Genomic DNA, 23,267 nt, shown 5'->3' with positions numbered 1-23,267 from the left:
CGGGGGTGAAACCTCTGATCTTTTTGACCATTCCCGCGTTGATTTCGGCTCCCAAGGCTGGCACTCCACCTGCGCACCGACAGGAGATGACATGATCGATTCGCTGCCCATCCCGCTTTCGCCCCCCTTCACCCCGGCGCAGCAGACCATGCTGATCAACCTCGTGCGTCGCGCCGCGCGCGCCGAGATCATGCCGCGCTTTCGTACTGTGACCCGAGCCGATGCCAGCACCAAATCCGGTCCGCATGATCTGGTGACAGAGGCCGATCACCAGACCGAGGCGATGCTGGCCCGTGGGCTTCAAAGGATGTTCCCGCATGCCCTGATCGTGGGCGAAGAAGCGGTGGCGGCCAAGCCCGCCCTGCGCGATGATGTCTCCGAAGCGGAACTGGCAATTATCATCGACCCCGTGGATGGCACTTGGAATTTCGTGCATGGCCTGCCGCTCTTTGGGGTGATCATCGCAGTCACCCGCTATGGGCGCCCGGTAATGGGGTTGCTCTATGACCCCATCTCGGATGACTGGATCATCGCCGACGAAACGTCGCCGGCGCGTCTTGAGGCCGCACTCGGGGTCGCGCACCCGGCGCGCGTCTCGCGCGGTGGCGAATTGGCGGACCTGCAAGGTTACATGCACTACTACCTGATGTCGCAATCGCGCCAAGAGCAACTGGCACCATTGCTGCCCGCAGTTGCACGTTGCATAGCCCTGCGCTGTTCGTGCCAAGAATACCGGCTCTTGGCTCAGGGCGCGGTGGATTTCGTTATGTCGGATGTTCTGAACCCGTGGGATCATGCAGCGGGCGTCCTTGTCTGCCAACAGGCAGGCGGCGTTGCGCGCATGCTCGATGGGCGCGACTATTCAACGGCGATCACCAAAGGCGTATTGCTCAGCGCCGCCGATCAGGCGACATGGACACGGCTCCGTGATCACTTTGCCTGTCTTTTGGACTGATAAAGCCACAAATAGACTTTTCATTTGCCTTTAAAACGCCTTGCCTGCATGACTTAGTAGTGGCTACGGCCCGTTTTTAACCTCATCGGATTTCAGGTATGACATCGACCCGGCGCATGACGGATCAAATCGACGTTGTAACTCTGTCCGACGCGGACAGGGATGCGGCAATTGACAGACTCTATGACGTAGCGCTCGACCCCGCGCGCTACGAGGCGCTGCTTGACCACTGGGAGAGCGCGATAGGTCCGCTGCGCGCGCGCGTCGACCTGAGCATGCCTCACCTGTTGGATGACCCGCAGATTGCAGAACATTTCCGCCGGGCCACCGAATTCCTTGATCGCTTAGCCCCCGAGGAAACAGACAATCTCGGGCTGGATGGCATGCTGGTCCCATTCGACCGGGTGCCTGCCTTGCTGTTGGACCGCTGCCGCCACATCCGCGCGGCCAATCTCGCCGCTCGTCAGGCAATGGCTCTGCCTGCAAAGGCAGAATTGCACGATCTGCCGATCCATCAGGCTGATATGGACGCACTGAGATGCGCGCTCGATATCCTCTTTGACAACCGGGAAAAAGACACCGCTGTTCTTCGGGTGCGTGCAGCGCAGGCCGATCACCTGATCGTTTTCCGCCTGCAGCGTTGCATCGCGGCGGATGGTACGGTCCTCGTCCTCGCAGCGTCAAACGCCGTGAGCATGCCGCCGGGGTTCTGTGAGATCCTCATTCAAGCCTTTGATCTGACCCAGACCGAGGCCGATATTCTGTGCCATCTCGTCGATTGCCGGAGCGTCAGTGAGATCGCCGCAGAGCGGGGACGCTCGGTTGACACGGTTCGCGCTCAGATCAAATCACTGCTTGCCAAGACCGAGACCCATTCCCAGTTGGAACTGGTACGTCTCGCTCTGTCGTTGATCGACATGACCGCCATGACCGTGCGCGCCGCCCCCGGTCCGCATGAGGTCAGCAAAGGCTATGCGACACTGGCGGAACGTGATTTCAAATCGTTGGTGACGCCGGACGGACGGAGGGTGGACTATCTGATCCTTGGCGCGCCACGCGGCCGCCCCGTACTCTACCTTCCGCTTGATTTCGGGTTGGTGCGCTGGCCCGCCTCGGCTGAGGCTTGCGCTGCATTGCGCGGCTTAAAGGTGATCGTGCCCCTACGTCCCGGCTATGGCCTGTCGGATATGGTGGACCGAAGCACAGATTATGACACAGCCCTTCTCGATGACTCGATGCGGGTACTACGCGCCGAAGGCGTTGGACATTGTCCGATCCTATGCCTCAGCGGAGATGCCTATTATGCGGTCAAGTTGGCCCGTGCAAATCCCTTTGCCTTCAGCGGAATCATCGCGTGCTCCGGCATGTTGCCCCTCACCCGGCGCGAACAGTTCGAGCGTATGCACAAATGGCACCGTTTCATCATGGCCGGAGCCAAATACACGCCGCATCTGTTGCCCTTCATGGTCAAAGCTGGATTTCTTTTGGCCCGAAAGATCGGAAAGCGGACGTTCCTGCACGCCGTCTACGGAAATTCCGCGGCCGATGTCGCCACGATCGAAGATCCAGAAGCCTTTGAGGCGCTCGCCACCGGCTCCGAAGTCGCTCTTTCTGAGCACCACTCTGCGCATGAAGCGTTTTCGCGACAGCTTATTTCCGGCCAGCTTGAAGATTGGAGCGCCGATGTCGAGGCCCTTCGGGGCAAGCTACCCATTGTCTTCATAAACGGCACGCAAGACCCGCAGGTACCGCTTGCCACCATTGAGGAATTCCGCCGCGACTATGGTTGGATCGAGTTTCACCTGATCGAAGACGCCGGGCAACTGGCTTTTTTCCGGCATTGGCGCATCGTTCTCGAGCGTTTGATGCCAATGCTCGCGGATTAATGACGGCCTTACCCAATTTGGGGGATGACAGACTCATATTACTCACACTAGCGTGAATTCACGTGATCAGAGCGGACCGTGTGAGTGATGGCGCACCCGTTCCTATCGCATATCCGGCTGAAGTTTTTGGGTCGGACACTTTTTAAGGTAGATTTTTCAGCATAACGAAAGGCGGCCCCCAAAGGCCGCCTTTTTTCGTTTCTCACAAGTGATTGAGCGGATCACTCCGCAGCATCGGCATAATCCTCGAGTGGCGGGCAGGTGCAGACCAGATGTCGGTCGCCGTAAACATTGTCCACCCGGTTGACCGGCGGCCAGTATTTGTCCACCCGAAAGGCTCCCGGCGGGAAACAGCCCTGTTCGCGGCTATAGGGACGATCCCAATCCTTGACGAGATCCTCCATCGTATGCGGCGCGTTCTTGAGCGGATTGTTCTCCGCATCAATCCGGCCCTCTTCGATGTCGCGGATCTCTTCGCGGATGGCCAGCATCGCGTCGCAGAACCGGTCGAGTTCCGCCTTGGTCTCAGACTCGGTCGGTTCCACCATCAGCGTGCCCGCCACAGGCCAGCTCATCGTCGGCGCATGGAACCCGCAGTCGATCAACCGTTTGGCTATATCGTCCACCGTCACGCCCGCGCTCTCGGCAAAGGGGCGCACGTCGAGGATGCACTCATGCGCCACCCGGCCACCCCGGCCCTTGTAAAGCACCGGAAAGGCCCCCTCCAGCCGCTTGGCGATGTAATTGGCGTTGAGGATTGCGACCCGCGTCGCCTGCGTCAGCCCGGCACCGCCCATCATCAGGCAATAGGCCCATGAAATCGGCAACAGCGAGGGCGAGCCAAAGGGGGCGGCACTGACCGGCCCCTCTGCACCGCCGGTTTCGGGATGCCCCGGCAGATGCGGCACCAGATGCGCCTTGACCCCAATCGGCCCCATGCCGGGACCACCGCCGCCATGCGGGATGCAGAAGGTCTTGTGCAGGTTAAGGTGGCTCACATCGCCCCCCAGATCACCGGGGCGGCTCAGCCCGACCATGGCGTTCATATTGGCCCCGTCGATATAGACTTGGCCGCCATGAGCGTGGGTGATCTCGCAAACCTCGCGCACAGTCTCCTCGAACACGCCATGGGTTGACGGATAGGTGATCATGCAGCCCGCAAGGTTCTCGGAATGCTTCTCTGCCTTGGCGCGGAAATCCTCCACGTCGATATCACCATTGCCGGCGGACTTGACCACGACAACATCCCAGCCCACCATCTGCGCGCTCGCAGGGTTGGTGCCATGGGCGCTGACCGGGATCAGACAGACGCGGCGATGTCCCTGCCCCTGCGCCCGGTGATAGGCGGAAATGGTCAAGAGCCCTGCATATTCCCCCTGCGCGCCGGAATTCGGCTGCATGGAAATGGCGGCATAGCCGGTGATGTCACAGAGCTTGGCGCTCAGGTCGTCGATCATCTCCTTATAGCCAAGCGCCTGATCGGCCGGCACAAACGGATGCAAGAGCGAAAATTCGCGCCAACTGACCGGCATCATCTCGGCGGCGGAATTGAGCTTCATCGTGCAGGACCCCAGCGGGATCATCGCCCGGTCGAGCGCCAAATCACGATCCGCCAACCGCCGCATGTAGCGCATCATTTCCGTCTCGGCGCGGTTCATGTGGAAAATCGGATGGGTCAGGTAATCGCTCTCGCGCTGCAACGCATCGGGGATGCGGTATTCGGGCGTGAAATCGGCATCCTCCATGATGATGCCAAAGGCACGCCAGACCGCCTCGATGGTGGCGGTGCGGCTGCGCTCATCCAGCGTGATGCCGATCTTGGTCTCGCCGACGCGGCGCAGGTTGATCCCCTCGCGCACAGCCGATTGCAACACACCACGCTGCAAGAGGCCCACATCAACCGTGACCGTGTCAAAGAAATCACCCGGCTCCACATGGAATCCCGCCGCCTCCAGACCCTTGGCCAGACGCACCGTCTTGCGGTGGATGCGCTGCGCAATGGCCCGCAGCCCCTTGGGACCATGAAAAACGGCATACATCGACGCCATGACGGCAAGAAGCGCCTGCGCCGTGCAGACGTTTGACGTGGCCTTTTCGCGGCGGATATGCTGCTCGCGGGTTTGCAGGCTCAGGCGATAGGCGCGGTTGCCGTGGCTGTCGATCGACACGCCAACAATCCGTCCCGGCATGGCGCGTTTATAGGCATCCTTGGTCGCCATATAGGCGGCATGCGGCCCACCATAGCCCACCGGCACGCCAAAGCGCTGCGTCGAGCCCACGGCGATATCTGCCCCCATGGCTCCGGGTTCCTTGAGCAGCGTCAGGGCCAGCGGATCGGCAATCACAATGCCAAGCGCGCCATTCTCATGCAGCGCTGCGATCACCGGGGTGAAATCGCGCAATGTGCCATAGGTGCCGGGATACTGGAAAATCGCGGCAAAGACCTTGTCCGCCTCCAGAACATCCGGGCTGCCGACGATCACTTCGATACCCAGAGGCGCAGCGCGGGTCTGGATCACGGCGATGTTTTGCGGGTGGCAGTTCTCATCGACAAAGAATACTTTTGCCTTGGATTTGGCCACGCGCTGCGCCATGGTCATCGCCTCGGCCGCCGCCGTTGCCTCATCCAAGAGCGACGCATTGGCAATCTCAAGGCCCGTCAGATCGCTGACCATGGTCTGGAAATTCAACAGCGCCTCAAGCCGCCCTTGGCTGATCTCGGGCTGATAGGGCGTATAGGCCGTATACCACGCCGGGTTCTCAAAGATGTTCCGCTGGATCGCGGGCGGCGTCACCGTACCATGATAGCCCTGCCCAATCAGCGAGGTCAGAACCTTGTTCTTGGACGCGGTCTGCCACATGTGGAATTGCAATTCCTGCTCGGACTTCGGCTTGCCGAAATCGAGCGGTTTGTCCTGACGGATGGATTTCGGCACCGTTTCATCAATCAACGCCTCGAGAGATGTGACGCCCAGAACCTTGAACATCTCGGTCATTTCCTCGGGCGAGGGGCCGATATGGCGGCGATTTGCAAAGTCATAGGGCAGATAATCGGTCGCTTTGAACGACATGGGTTTGTCCTCATCAGATCGCGCGGGCGGCATAACGCAAACCCGCTGCTTCTCTTTGGCAAAAATACTCCCGCCGGAGGCCCGAAACTCTTTTGGGGCCGTCCGCACCTCCGGCAGGCGGGTTCAGGCGATATGGGCCTGATAGGCGGCCTCATCCATATACTCGTCCATCTGGCTGGGATCGGCGGGTTTGATCTTGAAAAACCAGGCATCGCCCATTGGATCCTCATTCACCTTGCCCGGATCATCCAGCAAGGCCTCGTTGACCTCGACGATCTCACCGTCGATGGGGGCAAGAATATCCGAGGCTGCCTTGACGCTTTCGATCACCACAACGCCATCATCCTTGACCACCTCGCGACCCACCTCGGGCAGGTCGACAAAGACCACATCGCCGAGTTGCTCACTGGCATGCTCGGTGATGCCCACGACCACGACGTCATCTTCGACGCGCAGCCACTCATGTTCTTCAGTAAATTTCATCGCTTTCCGGCTCCCTGTTGCTCAGCGTTTGAAAGTGGCGGGGGTAAAGGGCAGTCTGGCCACCCGAACGGCCATGCGCTTGCCGCGCACCTCACCGTATAGCTCTGTGCCCTCAGCGGCGAGACGCTGCGGTACATAGCCCATTGACATAGGCGCCTCGATGCTCGGGCCGAACGCGCCAGAGGTTACATGACCTACAGGCTCGACTCCTTCGACATCTGCAAAAAGCATCGTTCCCTCGCGCATCGGCGCGCGCCCCTCTGGACGCAGGCCGACGCGGGCGCGGGATGCGCCCTCATGCAGTTCGCTCAGGACACGCTCGGCACCCGGAAATCCACCTGCACGCGCGCCACCCGAGCGGCGGACCTTCTGAATTGCCCAACTCAGGCTTGCTTCAACCGGCGTCGTGCCAGTGTCTATGTCATGGCCATAAAGGCACAATCCCGCCTCGAGCCGCAGGCTGTCGCGCGCGCCCAATCCAATTGGCTCGACATCCTCATGCGCCAAGAGCGCGCGCGCGAGCGGTTCTGCCTGCGTCTCGGGCATCGAAATCTCATAACCATCCTCGCCCGTGTACCCCGAGCGCGAAATCCACAGCTCACCGAACTCTGAGCCGAAAATTCCGACATCCATGAACCTCATCGCGGCCACATCCGGCACCAATGCCACCAACACTGCCTCAGCGGCGGGACCTTGTAAGGCCAGCAGCGCGCGGTCCGAGATTTCCGTGACCTCAACCCCTGTCAGACCTGTGCGCATATGCGCGATGTCGGCGGCCTTGCACGCGGCGTTGACCACGACGAACATATGGTCGCCCCGGTTGGCCAGCATCAGATCGTCGAGAATGCCGCCCGTTTCATTTGTGAACATGCCATAGCGTTGCCGCATCACGCCAAGACCCAACAGGTCGACGGGCACCAACCGCTCCATTGCCTGCGCGACGGCGGCATATCCACCCGGCGCGCGCAGGATCACCTGACCCATGTGGCTCACGTCAAACAGCCCCGCCTTGGCGCGGCAATGAAGATGTTCCTTCATGACACCAAGCGGATATTGCACAGGCATCTCATACCCCGCAAAGGGCACCATCTTGGCGCCCAATTCGCGGTGCAACGCATTCAGTGGTGTCATGTGCAAATCAGACATCCGCATCCTTCCCTTTGCCTTTGGGTCCGGATCATCTGTTGATCAGTCCGGCACCGCCAAAGCGCAAAACCCATCACAGGTCGCGCCACGATGCCCCCTCTGTCCTTTCGCCTGAGATCGCTATCCCGTCGGCGCCCCGCACAAGATCGGGGTCTCTCCAGAGTTCCGTGATCGGGCAGGTCCTTGCGCCTGAGAGTTTCCGGGGCGGTTGCTCCTTCGGCACTGGCATGTGCCAGTTCTCCCTATCCGATCTGCGGTGGACGCTAGTATACAGCGCGCACCAGTTCAAGCCTGTTTGAGACAGGGGGCCGCTGAAAATATCGTGAAGAGCGCCTGATTATCGCAGACGAGCGCATCCAGCGTCACCTCGTCAAGATGGGCATAGAACGCCTCGACCGCATCGACCAATGCCACGCGAAGGCGGCAGGCCTCTGTCAAGGACAGGTGTTGTCCACATCGGCAAAGCATTCCGCCACTGGCGTGTTCTGCTCCAACTGACGAAATACATCGCCCACAGTGATCTCTGTCATCGGACGCCCGAGGCGCACGCCGCCCGTGCGCCCACGCTGGGTATAGAGGAAACCCAACTGTGACAGTCGATTGATGATCTGCGCCAAATGGCTCTCAGATGTGTTGCAGCGCTCGGCAATCTCGGCTTTGGTGACGAGACGGTCATTGTTCGAGGCGCAAAACATCAACAGCCGAATGGCGATATTGGTCCGTTTGGTGATCCGCATGATTGGCCCTGACCTCTGATTGACTGCGGCAAGCCTTGCGTCGAAACGGGCATGTGACCATGATTCAGATCAAAACCGGGACAGAAACCTTGATTGGAAACTCATATTTCTTTGGATACGGCAGCCTCGTGAACCGCGCGAGCCACGCCTTTGCAAGTGCAATTCCCGCGCAACTGACAGGATGGCGGCGGGTTTGGCGACACACGAACCTGCGGCCTGTGGCCTATCTGACGGTTGTGCCCGAGCCGGAGGCGGAAATTGACGGGCTCATCGCCCCCGTGCCCGAGGCCGACTGGCCCGCGCTTGATCTCCGCGAGGCGGCTTATGTCCGCGCGACGGCAACCCATCAGGTGCGCCACACCCTTCCTCATACCCCGAACATCGCTGTCTACACGATCCCGGATGGGTATCACGGTGCGCCAACGCAGGCGCATCCAATTTTGCTCAGCTATCTCGACGTTGTCGTCCAAGGCTATTTGCACGAGTTTGGCGTAGCGGGCGTGCAGCGTTTCTTTGACACCACTCTCGGCTGGGACGCGCCCGTTCTGGACGATCGAGCAAAACCGCTCTATCCCCGTCACCAAAACCTCAGCACGTTTGAGCGCACTCAGACGGACGATCACCTGGACCGGTTGGGCGTCTCTCTCATAGACCATTCCGATTGACAAAGGGCCGCGCGTGAAAATTCAGATCCTTTCAACCACGGCCCTCTATCTCCTGCGCTTCAGCCGCAAACTCTGGCTCAGGGTCGCGCTCTTTGCCCTATTGGCGGTGCTGGCCTCTGCGGCTGCCATTTTGCTCAACCAGCACATCCCCAACACTCTGAAGGAACGCTTCACGCCAGATGCCGTGATGCCGATCCTGACAATTCTAGCCTCTAGCATGCTGGCGGTGAGCACCTTCTCTCTCAATGTCATGGTGACGGCACATAATGCCGCCGCCGGACAGACCACGCCGAGGGTTCACAGAATTCTATTGGCAGACACAACCACCCACACGGTTCTGGCGACTTTCATCGGCGCCTTTGTCTATGCGCTGAGCGCCATCATCCTCTTCAAGTCGGGCTTTTATCCCGAAGGGGCCAGCGTATTGGTGCTGGGCTTTACCGTGGTGGTGGTGGTGCTGGTGGTTCTGGCGCTTTTGCGGTGGATCAACCGATTGAGCGATCTGGGCAGCATGGACGCGACGCTTCATTCCATCGAGCAAGAGGCGCATCACTGCCTGGTCCGCGCTCGTAATCTTCCCGCCCTTGGTGCAAGGTGCCTGACCGCGTCCACTGTCTTGCCTACCGACGCGCGGCCTCTCAAAGCCCCGGCCACCGGGTATCTGCAATTGATCGACATGCATGCCATCAGCGAAAGGCTGAAAACGGATCAGACCCGCGTCTACATCTATGTTCGACCCGGCGACTATTTGATCAAAGGTCAGACCATCGGCCATGCCACGGGTCTGCATGAGGACGACGCAAACACCATCGGCCAGAGCCTGACCATCGCCGCAAACCGCAGCTTTGAACAGGATGCGGCTTACGGGCTTCTGGTTCTCTCCGAAACCGCGTCACGGGCGCTTTCACCGGGGATCAATGATCCGGGCACCGCAATCGCCGTTGTTTGCCGTCAGGAGAAACTCTTGCTCGATTGGGCCAATGCCACACCCAACGAAACCAGCCCGCGCTTTCCGCGCCTCTTTATGCCTGATATCTCGCGCGCGGCGATGATTGAGAACGCGTTTCTGGGGGTGGCCCGCGATGGGGCCGGTCAGATCGAGGTGGCGCTGCGCCTGCAAGACGCGCTTGCGCGCCTTGCCGCCACACCTGACCGTGATTTGGCCGAGGCAGCACGTGACATGGCGCAGCACGCATTGGAACATGCTGAATTAGCGCTGCCCCTTGAGCGTGACAAGTCGCGGTTACGCGCTGCGGTTCTCAGCCCTTCGTCTTGATCGCCTGCAAGAGCGGCAGCACCTGCGCCATTTCCGGCCCATGCGCCTGCCCCGTCAGGGCCATGCGCAGCGGCATAAAGAGGCTTTTGCCCTTGCGACCCGTGGCCTCTTTGACAGTCGCGGTCCATTTACCCCAAGTTTCAGTGTCATACGGACCCTCGGGCAAGAGCGCGAGCGCTTGCGCGACGAACGCTCGATCCTCGTCCTCGATGACCGGATCTGCCCCGTCACGGAAGAGCACCCACCACCCCTCAAGATCCTTGAGCGTGGTGATATTCTCGCGCGTGACCTCCCAGAATTGCGGGGCCAGTGCGTCGGGCACGCCAATTTCCGCAATCTTGCCCGCCACCGCCTCGAACGGCAGCGCCGCCAGATGACGCGCGGTAAGCGGAAATAGGTCAGTCTCGTCGAACTTGGTCGGCGCAGAGCCAAACCGCTCGATATCAAAGCCCTCGATCAACTCTGCCATCTCACTGCGCAATTCCACCGGATCGGCGGAACCAAGACGCGCCATCAGGCTGAGCAGCGCCATCGGCTCTACCCCCTGCGCCCGCAGATCGCGCAGCGATAGCGCGCCCAGACGTTTGGACAGCGCCTCGCCTTGCGGACCCGTCAAGAGCGAGTGATGCGCGAAGTGCGGCGGGGTCGCGCCCAAGGCCTCGATGATCTGAATTTGCGTGGCGGTGTTGGTCACATGATCAGAGCCGCGCACGATATGCGTGACGCCCATGTCGACATCATCCACCACCGAAGCCAGTGTATAGAGCACCTGACCATCGCCACGAATGAGCACCGGATCACTGACCGAGGCCGCATCAATCGAAATATCGCCCAAGATGCCGTCATGCCATTCGATCCGCTCTTGAATGAGCTTGAACCGCCACACACCGGTGCCCCGCTCGGCGCGCAGCTTGTCCTTCTCCGCATCGCTCAAGGCAAGAGCTGCTCGATCATAGACCGGCGGGCGGCCCATGTTGAGCTGCTTCTTGCGCTTGAGGTCAAGTTCCGTCGGTGTCTCGAACGCCTCATAGAACCGCTCCATGCTGCGCAGCTTGTCCGCCGCTTCGGCATAGCGGTCAAGTCGCAGCGATTGCCTCTCGATCCGGTCCCAATGCAGACCCAGCCATTCCAGATCCTGCTTGAGCGCATCGACATAGGCTTCTTTCGAGCGTTCGGCGTCAGTATCGTCGATCCGCAGGATAAACGTGCCCCCCGCGCGCCGGGCAATAAGATAGTTCATCAGCGCGGTGCGCAGATTGCCAACATGGATGTATCCGGTGGGCGACGGGGCGAAACGGGTGGTGATCATGGGCGTCTCCTGACTCTGTCGCGCGATGTGTCACAGCCGTGCCCGATTGTCCAGATTGCGGCGGATCAGCCTTGAGTGGGCCAAACGCGATGTTCATCGTCAATCACCACAGGGTGCACATGCCTGCGGCCGCCATGGGCGCGCAAATGCGGATGATCGAGCGGCAGATCGGGATGCTCATGCCGGGGCGCGTCCAGCAGGTCGGCAGGCCATAGCCACGCCGCTGCAAGCAGCCCCAAAACCGCCAAACCGGCCAGCAGCAACAGGGCCAGCCCCATCCCAAGCACCTGCCCCAACCAGCCGGCCAATGGGTAGCTCACCAACCAGCAGGCATGGCTGAGCGCGAATTGCGCGGCAAAGATGGCCGGGCGATCCTCGGCATGGACTGAGCGCCGCAAAAGCCGCCCCGACGGCGTGAGAACGCCAGAGTAAAGAAACCCGATCATGGCCCAAATCAGTAGAAACACGCCCCAGTCCGTTACCCCACCACGCCAAAGCACCGCCCCCATGACTAATGCCACAATAATCAAGCCCCGCGCGGCGACCACCATCAGCCACCGGTCGGTGAAATGATTCAGCAGCCGCGGCAGCATCAACGCGGCACCCATGGACCCCGCCCCAAAGGCGGCCATGGCCAGCGCCAGGTCACTCTCGCTCCCGCCATAACCGCTCCGCACCAGCACCACCGTGTTCACAAGCACGAATGCCCCGACAGAGGCTGCCGCGAAATTGAGCGCCAACAACCCACGCAGCCGGGGTGTGGCCAGGTAAATGCGCAACCCCCGAAAGAGACGCTCGCGAAACGGACGATCGGCCACCGTGCCATGCACCATCGGAACTGCGGTTACAGCCACCAGCAACGCAGACCCCACAAACCCCGCGACCGTGCCCAGAAACAGCCAGTGATAGCTCATCACCATCAGCAAAACGCCCGCAAGCGCCGGGCTGACCAGATTCTCCAGATCATAGGCCATCCGTGACAAAGACAGCGCGCGTGTATAGTCCCGCTCATCCGGGAGCACATCAGGCAGCACCGCCTGATAGGCCGGGGTGAAGGTGGCCGAGGCAGCCTGCAAGATGAAAATCAACGCGTAGATCTGCCACAGATCACTCACAAAAGGCAGGCACAGTCCGACACCCGCACGCAACAGGTCCGCCGCGATCAGAACAGCCTTGCGCGGTAGGCGCTGCACCACGGCCTGCGCTACGGGCGACAGTCCCACATAGGCAACCATCTTGATCGTGTAGGCAGTACCCAAAACCAACCCCGCGCGATCCCCCGCCAGATCATAGGCCAAGAGGCCAAGCGCAACGCTGAGCAGGCCCGTACCAATCAACGCCACGACCTGCGCACAGAACAGGCGGGCGTAATCGCGGTTTTGAAAAACGGTGAACATGACCGCAAGCTAGCCTTTGGTGCGGGGCTTTTGAAGTGAGGCTTACAAACCCGCCAACACCTCAACTTTGTGTGAACGTTAATTGCACTACATCAAATTACGCTACTCTCTGTGAGGAACAAAAAACAGGAGGTTTTAATGTCCCACATCACTCTCACCCGCCGCGCCGTTCTGGGCTCGGCTGCCGCCCTCCCGCTGGCCGGTATCGCCGGAACATCCGCGCGCGCAGCAGCGCCGATGCTGGGCGCGGCCACAACCCGCTTCAACCGCGTGCCGCTCGGCGAGTTCGAAGTAACCACACTGCTCGCCGCCACCATGCCGCGTCCCGATCCGCATACCATCTTTGGTCTCAATGTGACTGCCGAAGAGTTTGCCGAGGCTTCTGCCGCCCACAATATCCCAACGGATCAGGCGCAGTTCTTCTTTACCCCGACCGTGATCAACACCGGCACGGAACTGGTGCTGTTTGACACCGGACTCAATCCCGATGCCATCACCGGCGCGCTTGCCGCTGCGGGTTATACCCCTGATCAGGTCGATGTTGTGGTCATCACCCATATGCACGGCGATCACATCGGTGGGCTGACGGGTGAAGGCGGTTCGGTGACGTTCCCCAATGCCCGCTACGTGACAGCCAGCACAGAGTTCGACCATTGGGCCGGCGCCTCCAATGAGAATTTTGAGGCCAAGATGCGTCCCTTGGCCGAAAAGACCGAGATGATCGGCGACGGGGCCAGCGTGGCTTCGGGCATCACCGCCATGTCCGCCCCGGGCCATACCCCCGGCCATACCGCTTATATGATCGAGAGCGCAGGCAAATCGCTGGTGATCGCCGCCGATTTCGCCAATCACTATGTCTGGTCGCTTGGGTACCCCGATTGGGAGGTGAAATTCGACATGGACAAGGCGCAGGCCGCCGTCACCCGACGCAAGGTTTTGGACATGCTCGCCACCGATAAGGTGCCGTTCATCGGCTATCACATGCCCTTCCCCGCCGTGGGCTATGTCGAAACGCGCGGCGACGGGTTCCAATACGTGCCTTCCAGTTATCAGCTGATGCTCTGATCCGACCGTTGGGGCGGATTTACATTTCCGCCCCAACGCCCCATATCCCGGCCACGCATCACGCTCTGCCCGATCTCACCGCAGTCGAGGATATGGCCCGCACGGCGATGGCCAGCCTCCCTGCTGCCTTCCGCCAAGCAGCGCAGGAGGTGGCTCTGCTTGTTGTGGACTGGCCGCCAGCGCATGTGCTCAAAGAGATGCAGATCGACGACCCTCTCGATCTCACCGGCCTCTACGAAGGCATCCCGCTGACAGAAAAATCCCAATTCGACCAACCACTTGGTCCAGACACAATCTGGATTTTCCGAGAGCCTATCCTTGCAGAGTGGCGCGAGCGCGGCGATATTGAGTTGACCGACCTGATAACCCATGTGGTGGTGCATGAAGTCGCGCACCACTTCGGCTGGTCGGACGAGGATATCGCCACCGTCGACCGCTGGTGGGAATGACCGGGCTCAGATCAGCCGGTCCATGATCCGTACAGCGGCGCTCAGCACTTGGGGCTAGGTGTCGAAAGCGCGGCACCCTCTTTCATATCCCCCGCCTCGGCGTCAGGCTTGGCAAGCGCATGACCAGAGGCCGGACCGCGCAGCGGTTGCACCAGCATCCGGTCGAGCCACAGGTCGCGCCGCGTGCGGAATTGCTCGATCCCGATCTGCATCGCGGCATGACCGCGCGCAGGCTGCGCCACATAGGTGCCCAATAGGCGATCCCACCACGGCAGGTTAAAGCCGTAATTGGAATTGGTCTCGCGTGGATCACTCGAATGATGCACCCGGTGCATATCCGGCGTCACCACAATCAGGCGCAGCCAGCGATCCACAGATTGAGGCACGTTCACATTCCCATGATTGAACAGCGCCGTTCCATTGAGCAGCACCTCAAAAATCAGCACCGCCAACGCTGGCGGACCGAGCGCCGCCACCATTGCCAGCTTGATCGCCATCGACATCACAATCTCGACCGGGTGAAAGCGCAGGCCCGTTGTGGCGTCAAACTCCAGATCGGCATGGTGCATCCGGTGCAGCCGCCACAGCCCCGGCACAGCATGGAACATCACGTGTTGCAGGTAGATCGCGAGATCAAGCAGCAGAACCGAGACAACGATCGCGACCCATTCGGGCACGGCCAAATTGTTGAAGAGGCCCCATCCCCGCTCTGCCCCGATCACCGCCAGACCGACCGCGAGAACCGGAAAAGTCAGCCGCAGAATGACCGTATCCAAGACCACGAGGCCCAGATTGTTGGTCCAACGGATCACGCGCGGGATCTCTTGTCTGCGGCGCGGCGCGGTCAGTTCCCAGATCATCATGACAACCAACAGCGCCAGAAACACCGACAGACGGATCACAGGCTCTGCGCTCAGGATCGTTTCGGACATGGGCGGGCCTTTCAGGCTTGCGCGGTGACGCGGAGTCCTTATGATTCAAGTCATCACTTGAATGATTAGAGAGGCACCGCCGCCATGTCAACAAGCCCGAAACAGGCGCTCTTGCAGGAATATGCCCTCATCGCGCAGGCTCTTGCCGCACCTGCGCGGCTGATGCTCTTGGAACAACTGGCGCAGACCGAGGCTTCGGTCGAGACACTGGCGCACAAGACCGGACTAACGGTGGCCAATACCTCGCAGCACCTGCAACAGCTGCGCCGTGCCGGCCTTGTCACCAGCCGCCGTGCGGGCAAGACGGTGATCTATGCGCTGCGCGACGCGCGCACGATCACGCTCATGGGGTTAATGAGCGAGGTGGCCGAAACCAATCTGGCGCAGGTGACAGTGATTCTGGATGGGCTGTCCGGCGACGCCCCGACACCTGAACCCCTCACCCGCGCCGAGCTTGCCGAACGCTTGACCATCGGTGCCGTCACCCTGCTCGACATTCGGCCCGAAGACGAATTTGCCGCCGGTCATATTCCCGGCGCGCGGCGGGTCAGCCTTGGGGAACTCGAGACATTGATCGCGTCGCTCGATCCAAGCCGCGAAATCATCGCCTATTGCCGTGGGCCCTATTGTCTCTATGCACATCAGGCTGTCAGCCTCTTGCGCCAACGCGGCCTGAACGCCCGCCGTTTGCTCGGTGGCCTGCCCGAGTGGCGCGAAGACGGGCGTGCTGTGCAGCACGGCTCTGCGTGACGGAACACGCCTATGAGCCACCGCAATATACGGCATAAACACTTGATATAGGGGGAACTACTCTTGATCAAACTGTCACCCAAGAGGGTGAAATGGTGCGGTCGAGAGGACTCGAACCTCCACGGGTGTTACCCCACAGCGACCTCAACGCTGCGCGTCTACCAATTCCGCCACGACCGCACGTGATCAGGTAGGTCCGGGCCGTATATGCAAACTAATCAGGCTTGTGAAGGGGCAAAACACATTGCCCCTCCGGTTTTTCAAACGATGGGCTGCGCGCCTATTCCAGCTTGAATGTCGGCAGGGTTGCAACCGGCTGCACGCTCTCTGATGCGCCCGCCGCTGCGCCCTGTGTTTTGAACGCCGCCTTGCGCAAAAGCCCGGTGCGCTCGGTGTTGCCGGGGGCGAAAACGGGCTCTGCGCCGCGCTCGATCGCCTCAACAGCCCCTTGATACCATGCCAGGGCCAGATCTGGCCGCCGCGTTGTGCCAAAGCCTTCGTTCAGGTGATGTCCCATCAGCTCACCGTAAGGTTCCTCACCCAAGGCTGTGAGCAAAAGGGCAGAGCCAAGCGCCACATTCATGTTGTCGATGCGGTAGCCCACCGAAAGGCAGATTTTCGCCGTTCCCGACAATTGCGCCGGGGATTGCCCCGATTGGAGCACGAAACCGCGCACGTTCTGCACGACCTCTTCGCGTGAATTCAGCGAGAGCGCCGCCACATGATCCCGCATCGCAGGCTCAAAGGCGCGGCACTGTTCTTCGAGTTGTGCCGGTGTCACGCCCTTGAGAGCGGCCGCCATCGTCTCGCCTTCGGCAATCGCATAGGTGCGTGCGAGGCAGAACTGCTCGTTCAACGCAACGCGCGAATCGCCCAGCGACGCCGCAGTTACAAAACCGCCGTTAGAATTGGTGATCAGGCTGACCTGATTGCAATGCGACGCCAGCGATGGCCCCTCGCCACCAGAAGCCATGAGATTTGGCAGCGCGGCAAACCCGACTGCAGCCGGGGCCGTGCTTGCTGCCGGCACCTGCGCCGCCTCTGGAATGGAGGCCATCACCGGCGAAGGGGCAGCAGGCACAGGCACGGGGGCCGCCGCATAGGTCGGCACGCCGACGGCCTCGTCGCGATAGGCATGCAACAATCCGCGCGTCCCCTGTCCGCGTTGCGCGATCAACTGCGCGGTGGCCGCTCCGCTGCTCTGTGCGCGGTAATACGAGCTGATCAAAAACTGACGCTCGTAATCGGCCAGATAGCCGGTCGCCGGATAGCCCATATGCGCCTGAAACTGCGCCGCCGCGTCGCGGGTGTTGCGTCCGCGCACGCCATCAGGCGACCCTGCCGGAAAGCCAAAGTAATTCAGCGCTGTCTGTTCTTCGCGGACTTGCTGGCGCTCGACCGTGTTGACGGGAGCCTGATAGACCCGCCGCGTCGTGGTCGTGGTTTGTTGTTTGCGTTCCCGCGCCTTGGCGCTTTCGTTCACGATGATGCCACTGACGGCACCACCAACCAGCCCCCCGACCAGTCCATCCTTGAAATCCGCATGGGCAACGCCCGCAGGCATTGCTACCGATGCCGCCAATGCAGCCATCATAATTCGTTTTGAAAACATCTCTCATCTCCCCTAAGCAGGTGCAAAACTCGATAGGACAATCTACCACAAGTTTTCCCTCACACGTAGACAGAGTCAAACCTTGCCGCTCGAAACCCCCATTGCAATCGACCAAACCGGCGTGGAATGGCACCTCTCCGCCGATCTTGTGCCCTATCCGGTGGCCGTAGCCGCGATGGAGGAGCGCGTTGCGCGAATCGCCGACGGCACCGCAGCCGAGGCAATTTGGCTTCTGGAGCATCCGCCACTTTATACCGCCGGCACCTCGGCCAAACCGGCAGACCTGACCGATCCTGACCGTTTTCCGGTCTATGAGGCCAAACGCGGCGGGCAGTATACCTATCATGGCCCCGGTCAGCGCGTCATCTACATCATGCTCGACGTGGGCAAGCGCGGCCGCGATGTGCGTTGCTTCGTGCGCCAACTGGAAGGCTGGGTCATCGCGACCTTGGCCGAATTCAATGTGATTGGGGAAATACGACCGGGTCGCGTGGGGGTCTGGGTCACCCGACCGGACAAGCCACTCACAGCCACAGGCCAACCGGCTGAGGACAAGATCGCCGCCATCGGCATCCGCCTGCGCAAATGGATCAGCTTTCACGGTATCTCGATCAACGTCGAACCCGACCTGGAGCATTTCACCGGCATCGTGCCCTGCGGGATCACAGACCACGGCGTGACCTCTCTCGTGGACCTAGGTCTTCCGGTCACCATGGCCGACCTTGATGTGGCTCTGCGACGGCGCTTTTCACAGATATTTGACTGAGGCCGACCAACGCCGCTACCAAAGTTGGAGGTTGCAAGCCGAAGCAGTCGGGCTATGGTTACACCCGGAACGCAACCAAACCCCAATGAGGTAGCTTATGAAGACACTTCTCGCCGCTTCCGCCACGCTCGTGGCGCTCTCCCTGCCCGCCTTCGCCGCAGGCGACGCCGCCAAAGGCGAAAAAGAATTCAATAAATGCAAAGCCTGCCACATGATCGCCTCTGACAGCGAAACCATCGTGAAGGGCGGCAAGACCGGCCCGAACCTCTATGGCGTGATCGGCCGCGCGGCGGGCAGCGTCGAGGACTTCAAGTATTCTGACGGTCTGGCCGCCAAAGGCGCAGACGGGCTGGTTTGGGATGAGGCAGAGCTTGCAGCCTATGTCAAAGACCCGAGTGAATATCTTGGCAGCCGCTCGAAGATGACCTTCAAGCTCGCCAAGGGGGCCGAGGACGTGGCCGCCTATCTCGCGACCTTCTCGCAGTAAGAAACGAAATGCCGCAAGGCGTATAGCCCCGCGCCACCGCGCGGGGTTTTTTCTTGACCAGGCTCAGGTAAACCGCGCCCGCGTTCGGTTGGCCAGTGCCACCAGCGACAGCATCACCGGCACCTCGACCAGCACGCCGACCACTGTGGCCAGCGCCGCGCCGGAATTGAGCCCAAAGAGCGAGATGGCCACTGCCACCGCGAGCTCAAAGAAATTCGACGTCCCGATCAACGCACAGGGGGCTGCGATCCGGTGCGGCACTTTGAGCAGCCAGGCCGCCACATAGGCCAGCACGAAAATCCCGTAGCTTTGCAAGATAATGGGCACCGCGATCAACCCGATCACCATTGGCCGCTCGACAATGACCCGGCCCTGCAGGCCAAAGAGGATCACCACCGTTGCGATCAACCCGAGGATCGACCACGGTTTCACCCGCGCCTGAAACGCCGCAATCCGCGCCTCTGACCCTAGCCTGCGCCGCGTGAGCAACCCCGCCGCCAGCGGCAGCGCCACAAAGAGCAGCACCGACAGAACCAGCGTTTCCCAGGGCACGACGATATCCGTGACGCCCAGCAGAAACGCCACGAGCGGCGCAAAGGCAAAGACCATCACCACATCGTTGACCGACACCTGCAAGAGCGTATAGCTCTCGTCGCCCTTGGTCAGTTGCGACCAGACAAACACCATCGCCGTGCAGGGGGCAGCGCCCAAGAGGATCAGCCCGGCGATATATTGCTGTGCGTCGGCGGGGGCAATCAGATCGGCGAAGACACCCTCAAAGAACAGCACCGCCAAGGCCGCCATGCTGAAGGGCTTGATCAGCCAATTGACCACCAGCGTAATCGCAAGCCCCCGAGGTTGGCGCGCCACTTGGCCCAGGCTCGTGGGATCGACGCCGACCATCATCGGATAGACCATGGCCCAGATCAACACCGCCACCACCAGATTGACCCGCGCCACCTCTGCCGCCGCAATCGCCGCGATGAGACCCGGTGCCACAAGCCCAAGGATAACACCCGCCGCCATGGCGAGGGCCACCCAGACTGTCAGATAGCGCTCGAAACCGCTCATGCCTCTGCCTTTTCCTGTAGACCCAGCCGCCCCGCCGCCAGAGCCGACAGCGCGACCATCCCTGTCGCCACCCCCAGCATCAGCGCAAGCCCACCCAGCTGATAGGTCAGCCCCGAGAGCAGCGTGCCCAAGAGCCGCCCAGCGGCATTGGCCATGTAATAGAAACCCACATCCATTGTCACCCGCTCGGCACGGGTAAAGGCAAGGATCAAATAGGAATGCAGCGCCGAATTGACCGCAAAAATTGCGCCAAAGACCAGCAACCCCGCCACCAGCGCCATCGTGAGCCACGTCTGCGCCCCCCCTGCCATCAGCGCCAGCGCGGTCAGCACCGCAGGCACCGCGCAGAGGGCAAGCGCCCAGCTCCGCGCCGCCGCGATCAGGGCCGCCTCAGGTCGCGATTTGGCGCGCAATATCTTGGGGGCCGAGGCCTGCACCGCGCCATAGAGGATGATCCAGCCCGCCATGAAGCTGCCGATCAGAAAGAACGCCGCGCGGTTGCCCGCCTCGGACCCGTCCGACAAGACGCCGTAGAAATAGATCGGAATGCCCACCACGAACCACACATCTCGTGCGCCAAAAAGGAACACGCGCGCCGCGCTCAGCCAGTTCACATTGGCCGATTTCGAAAAGATTTCCGAGAATTTCGCGCCCTTGCGCCCGCGTGGCAGGCCCGGTGGCATGGCAAGGACCACGGTAATCAGGATCACCGCCAGCACCCCCGCCATGGCCCAGACCGCGCCCACGAACCCGATCCCCGCCAAGAGCGCTGCCCCCAACAGAAACCCAACGCCCTTAACCGCGTTCTTGGAGCCGGTGAGCACCGCCACCCAGCGAAAGAGGCCGCCGTCCTCCTTGGGCGCCAACAGCTTGACCGCGGATTTCGAGGACATCTTGGCCAAATCCTTGGCTACGCCGGACGCGCCTTGCACGCCCATCACAAAGCCCACCGAGAGAGCAAGGCTCCACGTCGGGTCAAGTTGCGCCAGCGCAATGAGCGCCCCCACTTGCAGGCCAAGCCCGGCGTAGAGCGTCGCCGTCAGCCCGAACCGCGCCGCAATCCAGCCCGCCGAGAGGTTCGTCACCATCCCCGCGACCTCATACAAAACAAAGAGATAGGCCAGTTGCATCGGGCTGAACCCCAGCGTGTGAAAATGCAAGAGCACCAGCATCCTCAGCGCGCCATCGCTGAGCATAAAGGCCCAATAGGCCGCCGTGACGGCGATATAGGCGCTGAGGCCTTCGGGGCGTGTGGTCACAGGCTGTCCCCGACCATGCAGGCCACATCGACCAAGCGGTGCGCATAGCCCATCTCGTTGTCATACCAGACATAAACCTTCACCTGCGTGCCATTCACCACCATGGTCGAGGACGCATCGACGATGCCAGAGCGGGTGTCATTGGTGTAATCGGCGCTAACCAGCGGGCGTGTTTCATAGCCCAGAATTCCCGCAAGCGGCCCATCGGCTGCGGATTTGAACAGCGCGTTCACCTCCTCGACACTTGTCTCGCGTTCCATTTCAAAGACACAATCGGTGATCGACGCATTCAGCAGCGGCACGCGCACGGCGTGGCCGTTCAATCGGCCTTTCAACTCGGGGTAAATCAGTGTGATCGCCGTGGCACTGCCCGTGGTGGTGGGGATCAGAGAATTGAGCGCCGAGCGCGCGCGGCGCAGGTCCTTGGCAGGGCGATCCACGATGGTCTGAGTGTTGGTCACGTCATGGATCGTGGTGATCGAGCCATGTTTGATGCCAATGCTCTCATGCAGCACCTTGACCACCGGGGCGAGGCAATTCGTGGTGCAGCTTGCCGCCGTCACGATGCGGTGCCGTGCAGGCTCATAAATCTCGTGATTGACGCCGTAAACAATATTGGCCGCATCGCCATCCTTGACCGGGGCGGACACGACGACCTTCTTGACGCCCGCCGCAAAGTAAGGCGCGATCTTGGCCTCGGTCTTGAAAACACCGGTGCAGTCGATCACAACATCAACGCCTGCCAAGGGCAGGTCGCCGAGGTCGCGCGCGCCGACAAAAGGCAGGCGCGTGCCGTCGATGATCACCGCGCCCTCGTCATGGCCGAAACGTGCGTCCCAGCGCCCATGCACCGTATCGAATTCGAGCAGATGGGCGTGCATGGCGGCATCGCCCACCGCGTCGTTGATCCAGGCGATCTTGGCCCCCCGCGCGATCAGCGGCTTAAGGATCAGCTTGCCGATCCGCCCAAGACCGTTGATCGCATAGACCGTCATGCGCCCTGCCCCGCGCCCTGCCGCGCAATATCATCGACCGCCGCTTGCAGACTGACACGATCCAATGTGTCGATGGGCAGCGCCGCAAAGGCGGTGATCCGGTTGCGGAGCGCGCCATAAGCCTGTTGAAACGCAAGGCTTTTCTGCGCCTCCGTGCCGTCGACCTTGACCGGATCGGGCATGCCCCAATGGGCGCTGACCGGCTGACCTTCCCAAGCCGGGCACTCCTCGTTGGCGGCCGTGTCGCAGACGGTAAAAACAAAGTCGAGCGCCGGCGCATCGGGGTCTGTGAACTCTGACACGTTCTTGGCACGCAGCGGGCTCACATCATGGCCCTTGGCGCGCAAGACCTCCAGAGCAAAGGGATTGAGCTCGGAATAGGGCCGCGTTCCGGCGGAATGGACGGTGAACCGATCCCCGGCCATGTCACGCAGGATGGTTTCGGCAAAGATCGAGCGGGCAGAATTGCCAACGCAGATGAAGAGCACGGTGTATTTGCGATGGGCCATATCGGGGCCTCCTCTGAGGGTGGGAAAGGGCGCGCAGATATCCGGGCGCCCGCGACAACAATCGTTGAGCAGGTAATCGAAGGTGCGTCGCACCTCTGTCATGGCGATGGAATATCTCAGGGATGTGCCGGCCCGCTCTTGCACCACCATCCCTGCCTGCATCAAGGCCGCGAGATAGGCGGAGAGGGTCGAGGGCTTGAGGCCCAGCACCGTGGCCAATTCGCCCGCCGGGACACGGTCCGGATAGCGGCGCATGAGCAGCCTGAAGATGGCCAGCCGCTGCGGATGACCCAAGGTTGCAAGACGGGCGGGGGCAATTGTTTCCATAATTCATGAATATTAGAATTATTGAGGATATCAAGTGAAGGTTTTGTGACGGTGTAGGGCGACGCCCCCCGTAGGGTGCGCATTCATTGCGCACCGTGGCGCGGGTTGATGCGGTGGGTC

The 23,267-nt window shown here is 61.1% G+C and carries 20 protein-coding genes, 1 tRNA gene, 1 pseudogene and 1 riboswitch; of the genes and pseudogenes, 9 read left to right on the top strand and 13 right to left on the bottom strand.

What is annotated here, in order from left to right:
- The first annotated feature begins 91 nt into the window (after nt 1–91).
- The gene (locus ROS217_RS12255; RefSeq protein WP_009818074.1) at nt 92–955 is read left to right on the top strand and encodes an inositol monophosphatase family protein; all 864 of its coding nucleotides are present in this window, start codon (nt 92–94) and stop codon (nt 953–955) included.
- Nucleotides 956–1,053: 98 nt separating this feature from the next.
- Nucleotides 1,054–2,841 (top strand): LuxR C-terminal-related transcriptional regulator, encoded by a 1,788-nt coding sequence (locus ROS217_RS12250; protein WP_009818073.1) that lies wholly within the window; start codon nt 1,054–1,056, stop codon nt 2,839–2,841.
- Nucleotides 2,842–3,062: 221 nt separating this feature from the next.
- Here ROS217_RS12250 and gcvP read toward each other — a convergent pair whose 3' ends face one another.
- The 4 genes and pseudogenes from gcvP to ROS217_RS12230 all read right to left on the bottom strand — a co-directional run bounded on the left by gcvP (nt 3,063) and on the right by ROS217_RS12230 (nt 8,278).
- The gene (gcvP, locus tag ROS217_RS12245; protein ID WP_040651424.1) at nt 3,063–5,912 is read right to left on the bottom strand and encodes an aminomethyl-transferring glycine dehydrogenase; all 2,850 of its coding nucleotides are present in this window, start codon (nt 5,910–5,912) and stop codon (nt 3,063–3,065) included.
- 123 nt (nt 5,913–6,035) lie between these two features.
- Complete coding sequence (gene gcvH / locus ROS217_RS12240) at nt 6,036–6,395, bottom strand: glycine cleavage system protein GcvH (protein ID WP_009818071.1); 360 nt, start codon at nt 6,393–6,395, stop codon at nt 6,036–6,038.
- Between the two features lie 21 nt (nt 6,396–6,416).
- A complete protein-coding gene (gene gcvT / locus ROS217_RS12235) occupies nt 6,417–7,541 on the bottom strand; it encodes a glycine cleavage system aminomethyltransferase GcvT (protein ID WP_040650565.1) in 1,125 nt (374 codons plus the stop codon).
- 167 nt (nt 7,542–7,708) lie between these two features.
- Nucleotides 7,709–7,795: riboswitch (glycine riboswitch) on the bottom strand.
- A gap of 31 nt (nt 7,796–7,826) precedes the next feature.
- Nucleotides 7,827–8,278 (bottom strand): annotated as a pseudogene (locus tag ROS217_RS12230) (RrF2 family transcriptional regulator).
- Nucleotides 8,279–8,337: 59 nt separating this feature from the next.
- Here ROS217_RS12230 and ROS217_RS12225 point away from each other — a divergent pair.
- Nucleotides 8,338–8,943, top strand: coding sequence for a gamma-glutamylcyclotransferase family protein (locus tag ROS217_RS12225; protein ID WP_009818067.1), 606 nt, complete (start codon nt 8,338–8,340; stop codon nt 8,941–8,943).
- Between the two features lie 13 nt (nt 8,944–8,956).
- Nucleotides 8,957–10,219, top strand: a complete 1,263-nt coding sequence (locus ROS217_RS12220) for a DUF2254 domain-containing protein (RefSeq protein ID WP_009818066.1) — start codon at nt 8,957–8,959, stop codon at nt 10,217–10,219.
- On the opposite strand, the gene gltX is transcribed toward ROS217_RS12220, so the two are convergent.
- Together gltX and ROS217_RS12210 are read right to left on the bottom strand one after the other, a co-directional pair.
- Nucleotides 10,203–11,528, bottom strand: coding sequence for a glutamate--tRNA ligase (gene gltX, locus ROS217_RS12215; RefSeq protein WP_009818065.1), 1,326 nt, complete (start codon nt 11,526–11,528; stop codon nt 10,203–10,205). The two genes, ROS217_RS12220 and gltX, sit on opposite strands and share 17 nt — an antisense overlap.
- 65 nt (nt 11,529–11,593) lie before the next feature.
- The gene (locus ROS217_RS12210) at nt 11,594–12,925 is read right to left on the bottom strand and encodes an MFS transporter (protein WP_009818064.1); all 1,332 of its coding nucleotides are present in this window, start codon (nt 12,923–12,925) and stop codon (nt 11,594–11,596) included.
- Nucleotides 12,926–13,063: 138 nt separating this feature from the next.
- Between ROS217_RS12210 and ROS217_RS12205 the strand changes: the two genes are divergently transcribed.
- Together ROS217_RS12205 and ROS217_RS12200 are read left to right on the top strand one after the other, a co-directional pair.
- The gene (locus ROS217_RS12205) at nt 13,064–13,990 is read left to right on the top strand and encodes an MBL fold metallo-hydrolase (RefSeq protein WP_009818063.1); all 927 of its coding nucleotides are present in this window, start codon (nt 13,064–13,066) and stop codon (nt 13,988–13,990) included.
- Between the two features lie 92 nt (nt 13,991–14,082).
- Nucleotides 14,083–14,439 (top strand): metallopeptidase family protein, encoded by a 357-nt coding sequence (locus ROS217_RS12200; RefSeq protein WP_050766433.1) that lies wholly within the window; start codon nt 14,083–14,085, stop codon nt 14,437–14,439.
- A 41-nt stretch (nt 14,440–14,480) separates the two neighbouring features.
- Here the strand turns inward: ROS217_RS12200 and ROS217_RS12195 are convergent, their stop codons facing one another.
- Complete coding sequence (locus ROS217_RS12195; protein WP_009818061.1) at nt 14,481–15,371, bottom strand: sterol desaturase family protein; 891 nt, start codon at nt 15,369–15,371, stop codon at nt 14,481–14,483.
- 84 nt (nt 15,372–15,455) lie between these two features.
- Between ROS217_RS12195 and ROS217_RS12190 the strand changes: the two genes are divergently transcribed.
- Nucleotides 15,456–16,121, top strand: a complete 666-nt coding sequence (locus ROS217_RS12190) for an ArsR/SmtB family transcription factor (protein ID WP_009818060.1) — start codon at nt 15,456–15,458, stop codon at nt 16,119–16,121.
- Nucleotides 16,122–16,214: 93 nt separating this feature from the next.
- Here ROS217_RS12190 and ROS217_RS12185 read toward each other — a convergent pair.
- Together ROS217_RS12185 and ROS217_RS12180 are read right to left on the bottom strand one after the other, a co-directional pair.
- Nucleotides 16,215–16,301: transfer RNA gene (locus ROS217_RS12185), tRNA-Leu, on the bottom strand.
- A 100-nt stretch (nt 16,302–16,401) separates the two neighbouring features.
- Nucleotides 16,402–17,733: a peptidoglycan-binding domain-containing protein gene (locus ROS217_RS12180; RefSeq protein ID WP_040650564.1), complete on the bottom strand. Its 1,332-nt coding sequence runs from the start codon at nt 17,731–17,733 to the stop codon at nt 16,402–16,404.
- An 82-nt stretch (nt 17,734–17,815) separates the two neighbouring features.
- On the opposite strand from ROS217_RS12180, the gene lipB reads away from it, so the two are divergent.
- Nucleotides 17,816–18,499, top strand: a complete 684-nt coding sequence (lipB, locus tag ROS217_RS12175; RefSeq protein ID WP_009818058.1) for a lipoyl(octanoyl) transferase LipB — start codon at nt 17,816–17,818, stop codon at nt 18,497–18,499.
- Nucleotides 18,500–18,596: 97 nt separating this feature from the next.
- Nucleotides 18,597–18,986 carry a c-type cytochrome gene (locus tag ROS217_RS12170; protein ID WP_009818057.1) on the top strand — a complete coding sequence of 130 codons (390 nt, stop codon included), beginning with the start codon at nt 18,597–18,599 and terminating at the stop codon, nt 18,984–18,986.
- Nucleotides 18,987–19,049: 63 nt separating this feature from the next.
- Here the strand turns inward: ROS217_RS12170 and arsB are convergent, their stop codons facing one another.
- The 4 genes from arsB to ROS217_RS12150 are packed head-to-tail and all read right to left on the bottom strand — an operon-like array spanning nt 19,050 to nt 23,147.
- Nucleotides 19,050–20,057, bottom strand: a complete 1,008-nt coding sequence (arsB, locus tag ROS217_RS12165) for an ACR3 family arsenite efflux transporter (protein WP_009818056.1) — start codon at nt 20,055–20,057, stop codon at nt 19,050–19,052.
- The gene (arsJ, locus tag ROS217_RS12160; protein WP_009818055.1) at nt 20,054–21,316 is read right to left on the bottom strand and encodes an organoarsenical effux MFS transporter ArsJ; all 1,263 of its coding nucleotides are present in this window, start codon (nt 21,314–21,316) and stop codon (nt 20,054–20,056) included. The genes arsB and arsJ overlap by 4 nt, the downstream gene beginning before the upstream one ends.
- The gene (locus ROS217_RS12155) at nt 21,313–22,311 is read right to left on the bottom strand and encodes an ArsJ-associated glyceraldehyde-3-phosphate dehydrogenase (RefSeq protein WP_009818054.1); all 999 of its coding nucleotides are present in this window, start codon (nt 22,309–22,311) and stop codon (nt 21,313–21,315) included. Before ROS217_RS12155 ends, arsJ begins: the two co-directional genes overlap by 4 nt.
- Nucleotides 22,308–23,147, bottom strand: coding sequence for an arsenate reductase/protein-tyrosine-phosphatase family protein (locus ROS217_RS12150; protein ID WP_009818053.1), 840 nt, complete (start codon nt 23,145–23,147; stop codon nt 22,308–22,310). Before ROS217_RS12150 ends, ROS217_RS12155 begins: the two co-directional genes overlap by 4 nt.
- Nucleotides 23,148–23,267 lie beyond the last annotated feature (120 nt).

Source organism: Roseovarius sp. 217 (assembly GCF_000152845.1).
GTDB lineage: Bacteria > Pseudomonadota > Alphaproteobacteria > Rhodobacterales > Rhodobacteraceae > Roseovarius.
This window is presented reverse-complemented; position numbering and strand designations above follow the sequence as displayed.

Excerpts from the sequence above, each read along its gene's own strand:
- ROS217_RS12255 (WP_009818074.1), top strand. The coding sequence starts at position 92 with ATGATCGATTCGCTGCCCATCCCGCTTTCGCCCCCCTTCACCCCGGCG.
- ROS217_RS12250 (WP_009818073.1), top strand. The coding sequence starts at position 1,054 with ATGACATCGACCCGGCGCATGACGGATCAAATCGACGTTGTAACTCTG.
- gcvP (WP_040651424.1), bottom strand. The coding sequence starts at position 5,912 with ATGTCGTTCAAAGCGACCGATTATCTGCCCTATGACTTTGCAAATCGC.
- gcvH (WP_009818071.1), bottom strand. The coding sequence starts at position 6,395 with ATGAAATTTACTGAAGAACATGAGTGGCTGCGCGTCGAAGATGACGTC.
- gcvT (WP_040650565.1), bottom strand. The coding sequence starts at position 7,541 with ATGTCTGATTTGCACATGACACCACTGAATGCGTTGCACCGCGAATTG.
- ROS217_RS12225 (WP_009818067.1), top strand. The coding sequence starts at position 8,338 with ATGATTCAGATCAAAACCGGGACAGAAACCTTGATTGGAAACTCATAT.
- gltX (WP_009818065.1), bottom strand. The coding sequence starts at position 11,528 with ATGATCACCACCCGTTTCGCCCCGTCGCCCACCGGATACATCCATGTT.
- ROS217_RS12210 (WP_009818064.1), bottom strand. The coding sequence starts at position 12,925 with ATGTTCACCGTTTTTCAAAACCGCGATTACGCCCGCCTGTTCTGTGCG.
- ROS217_RS12205 (WP_009818063.1), top strand. The coding sequence starts at position 13,064 with ATGTCCCACATCACTCTCACCCGCCGCGCCGTTCTGGGCTCGGCTGCC.
- ROS217_RS12200 (WP_050766433.1), top strand. The coding sequence starts at position 14,083 with ATGGCCCGCACGGCGATGGCCAGCCTCCCTGCTGCCTTCCGCCAAGCA.
- ROS217_RS12195 (WP_009818061.1), bottom strand. The coding sequence starts at position 15,371 with ATGTCCGAAACGATCCTGAGCGCAGAGCCTGTGATCCGTCTGTCGGTG.
- ROS217_RS12190 (WP_009818060.1), top strand. The coding sequence starts at position 15,456 with ATGTCAACAAGCCCGAAACAGGCGCTCTTGCAGGAATATGCCCTCATC.
- ROS217_RS12180 (WP_040650564.1), bottom strand. The coding sequence starts at position 17,733 with ATGTTTTCAAAACGAATTATGATGGCTGCATTGGCGGCATCGGTAGCA.
- ROS217_RS12170 (WP_009818057.1), top strand. The coding sequence starts at position 18,597 with ATGAAGACACTTCTCGCCGCTTCCGCCACGCTCGTGGCGCTCTCCCTG.
- arsB (WP_009818056.1), bottom strand. The coding sequence starts at position 20,057 with ATGAGCGGTTTCGAGCGCTATCTGACAGTCTGGGTGGCCCTCGCCATG.
- ROS217_RS12155 (WP_009818054.1), bottom strand. The coding sequence starts at position 22,311 with ATGACGGTCTATGCGATCAACGGTCTTGGGCGGATCGGCAAGCTGATC.
- ROS217_RS12150 (WP_009818053.1), bottom strand. The coding sequence starts at position 23,147 with ATGGAAACAATTGCCCCCGCCCGTCTTGCAACCTTGGGTCATCCGCAG.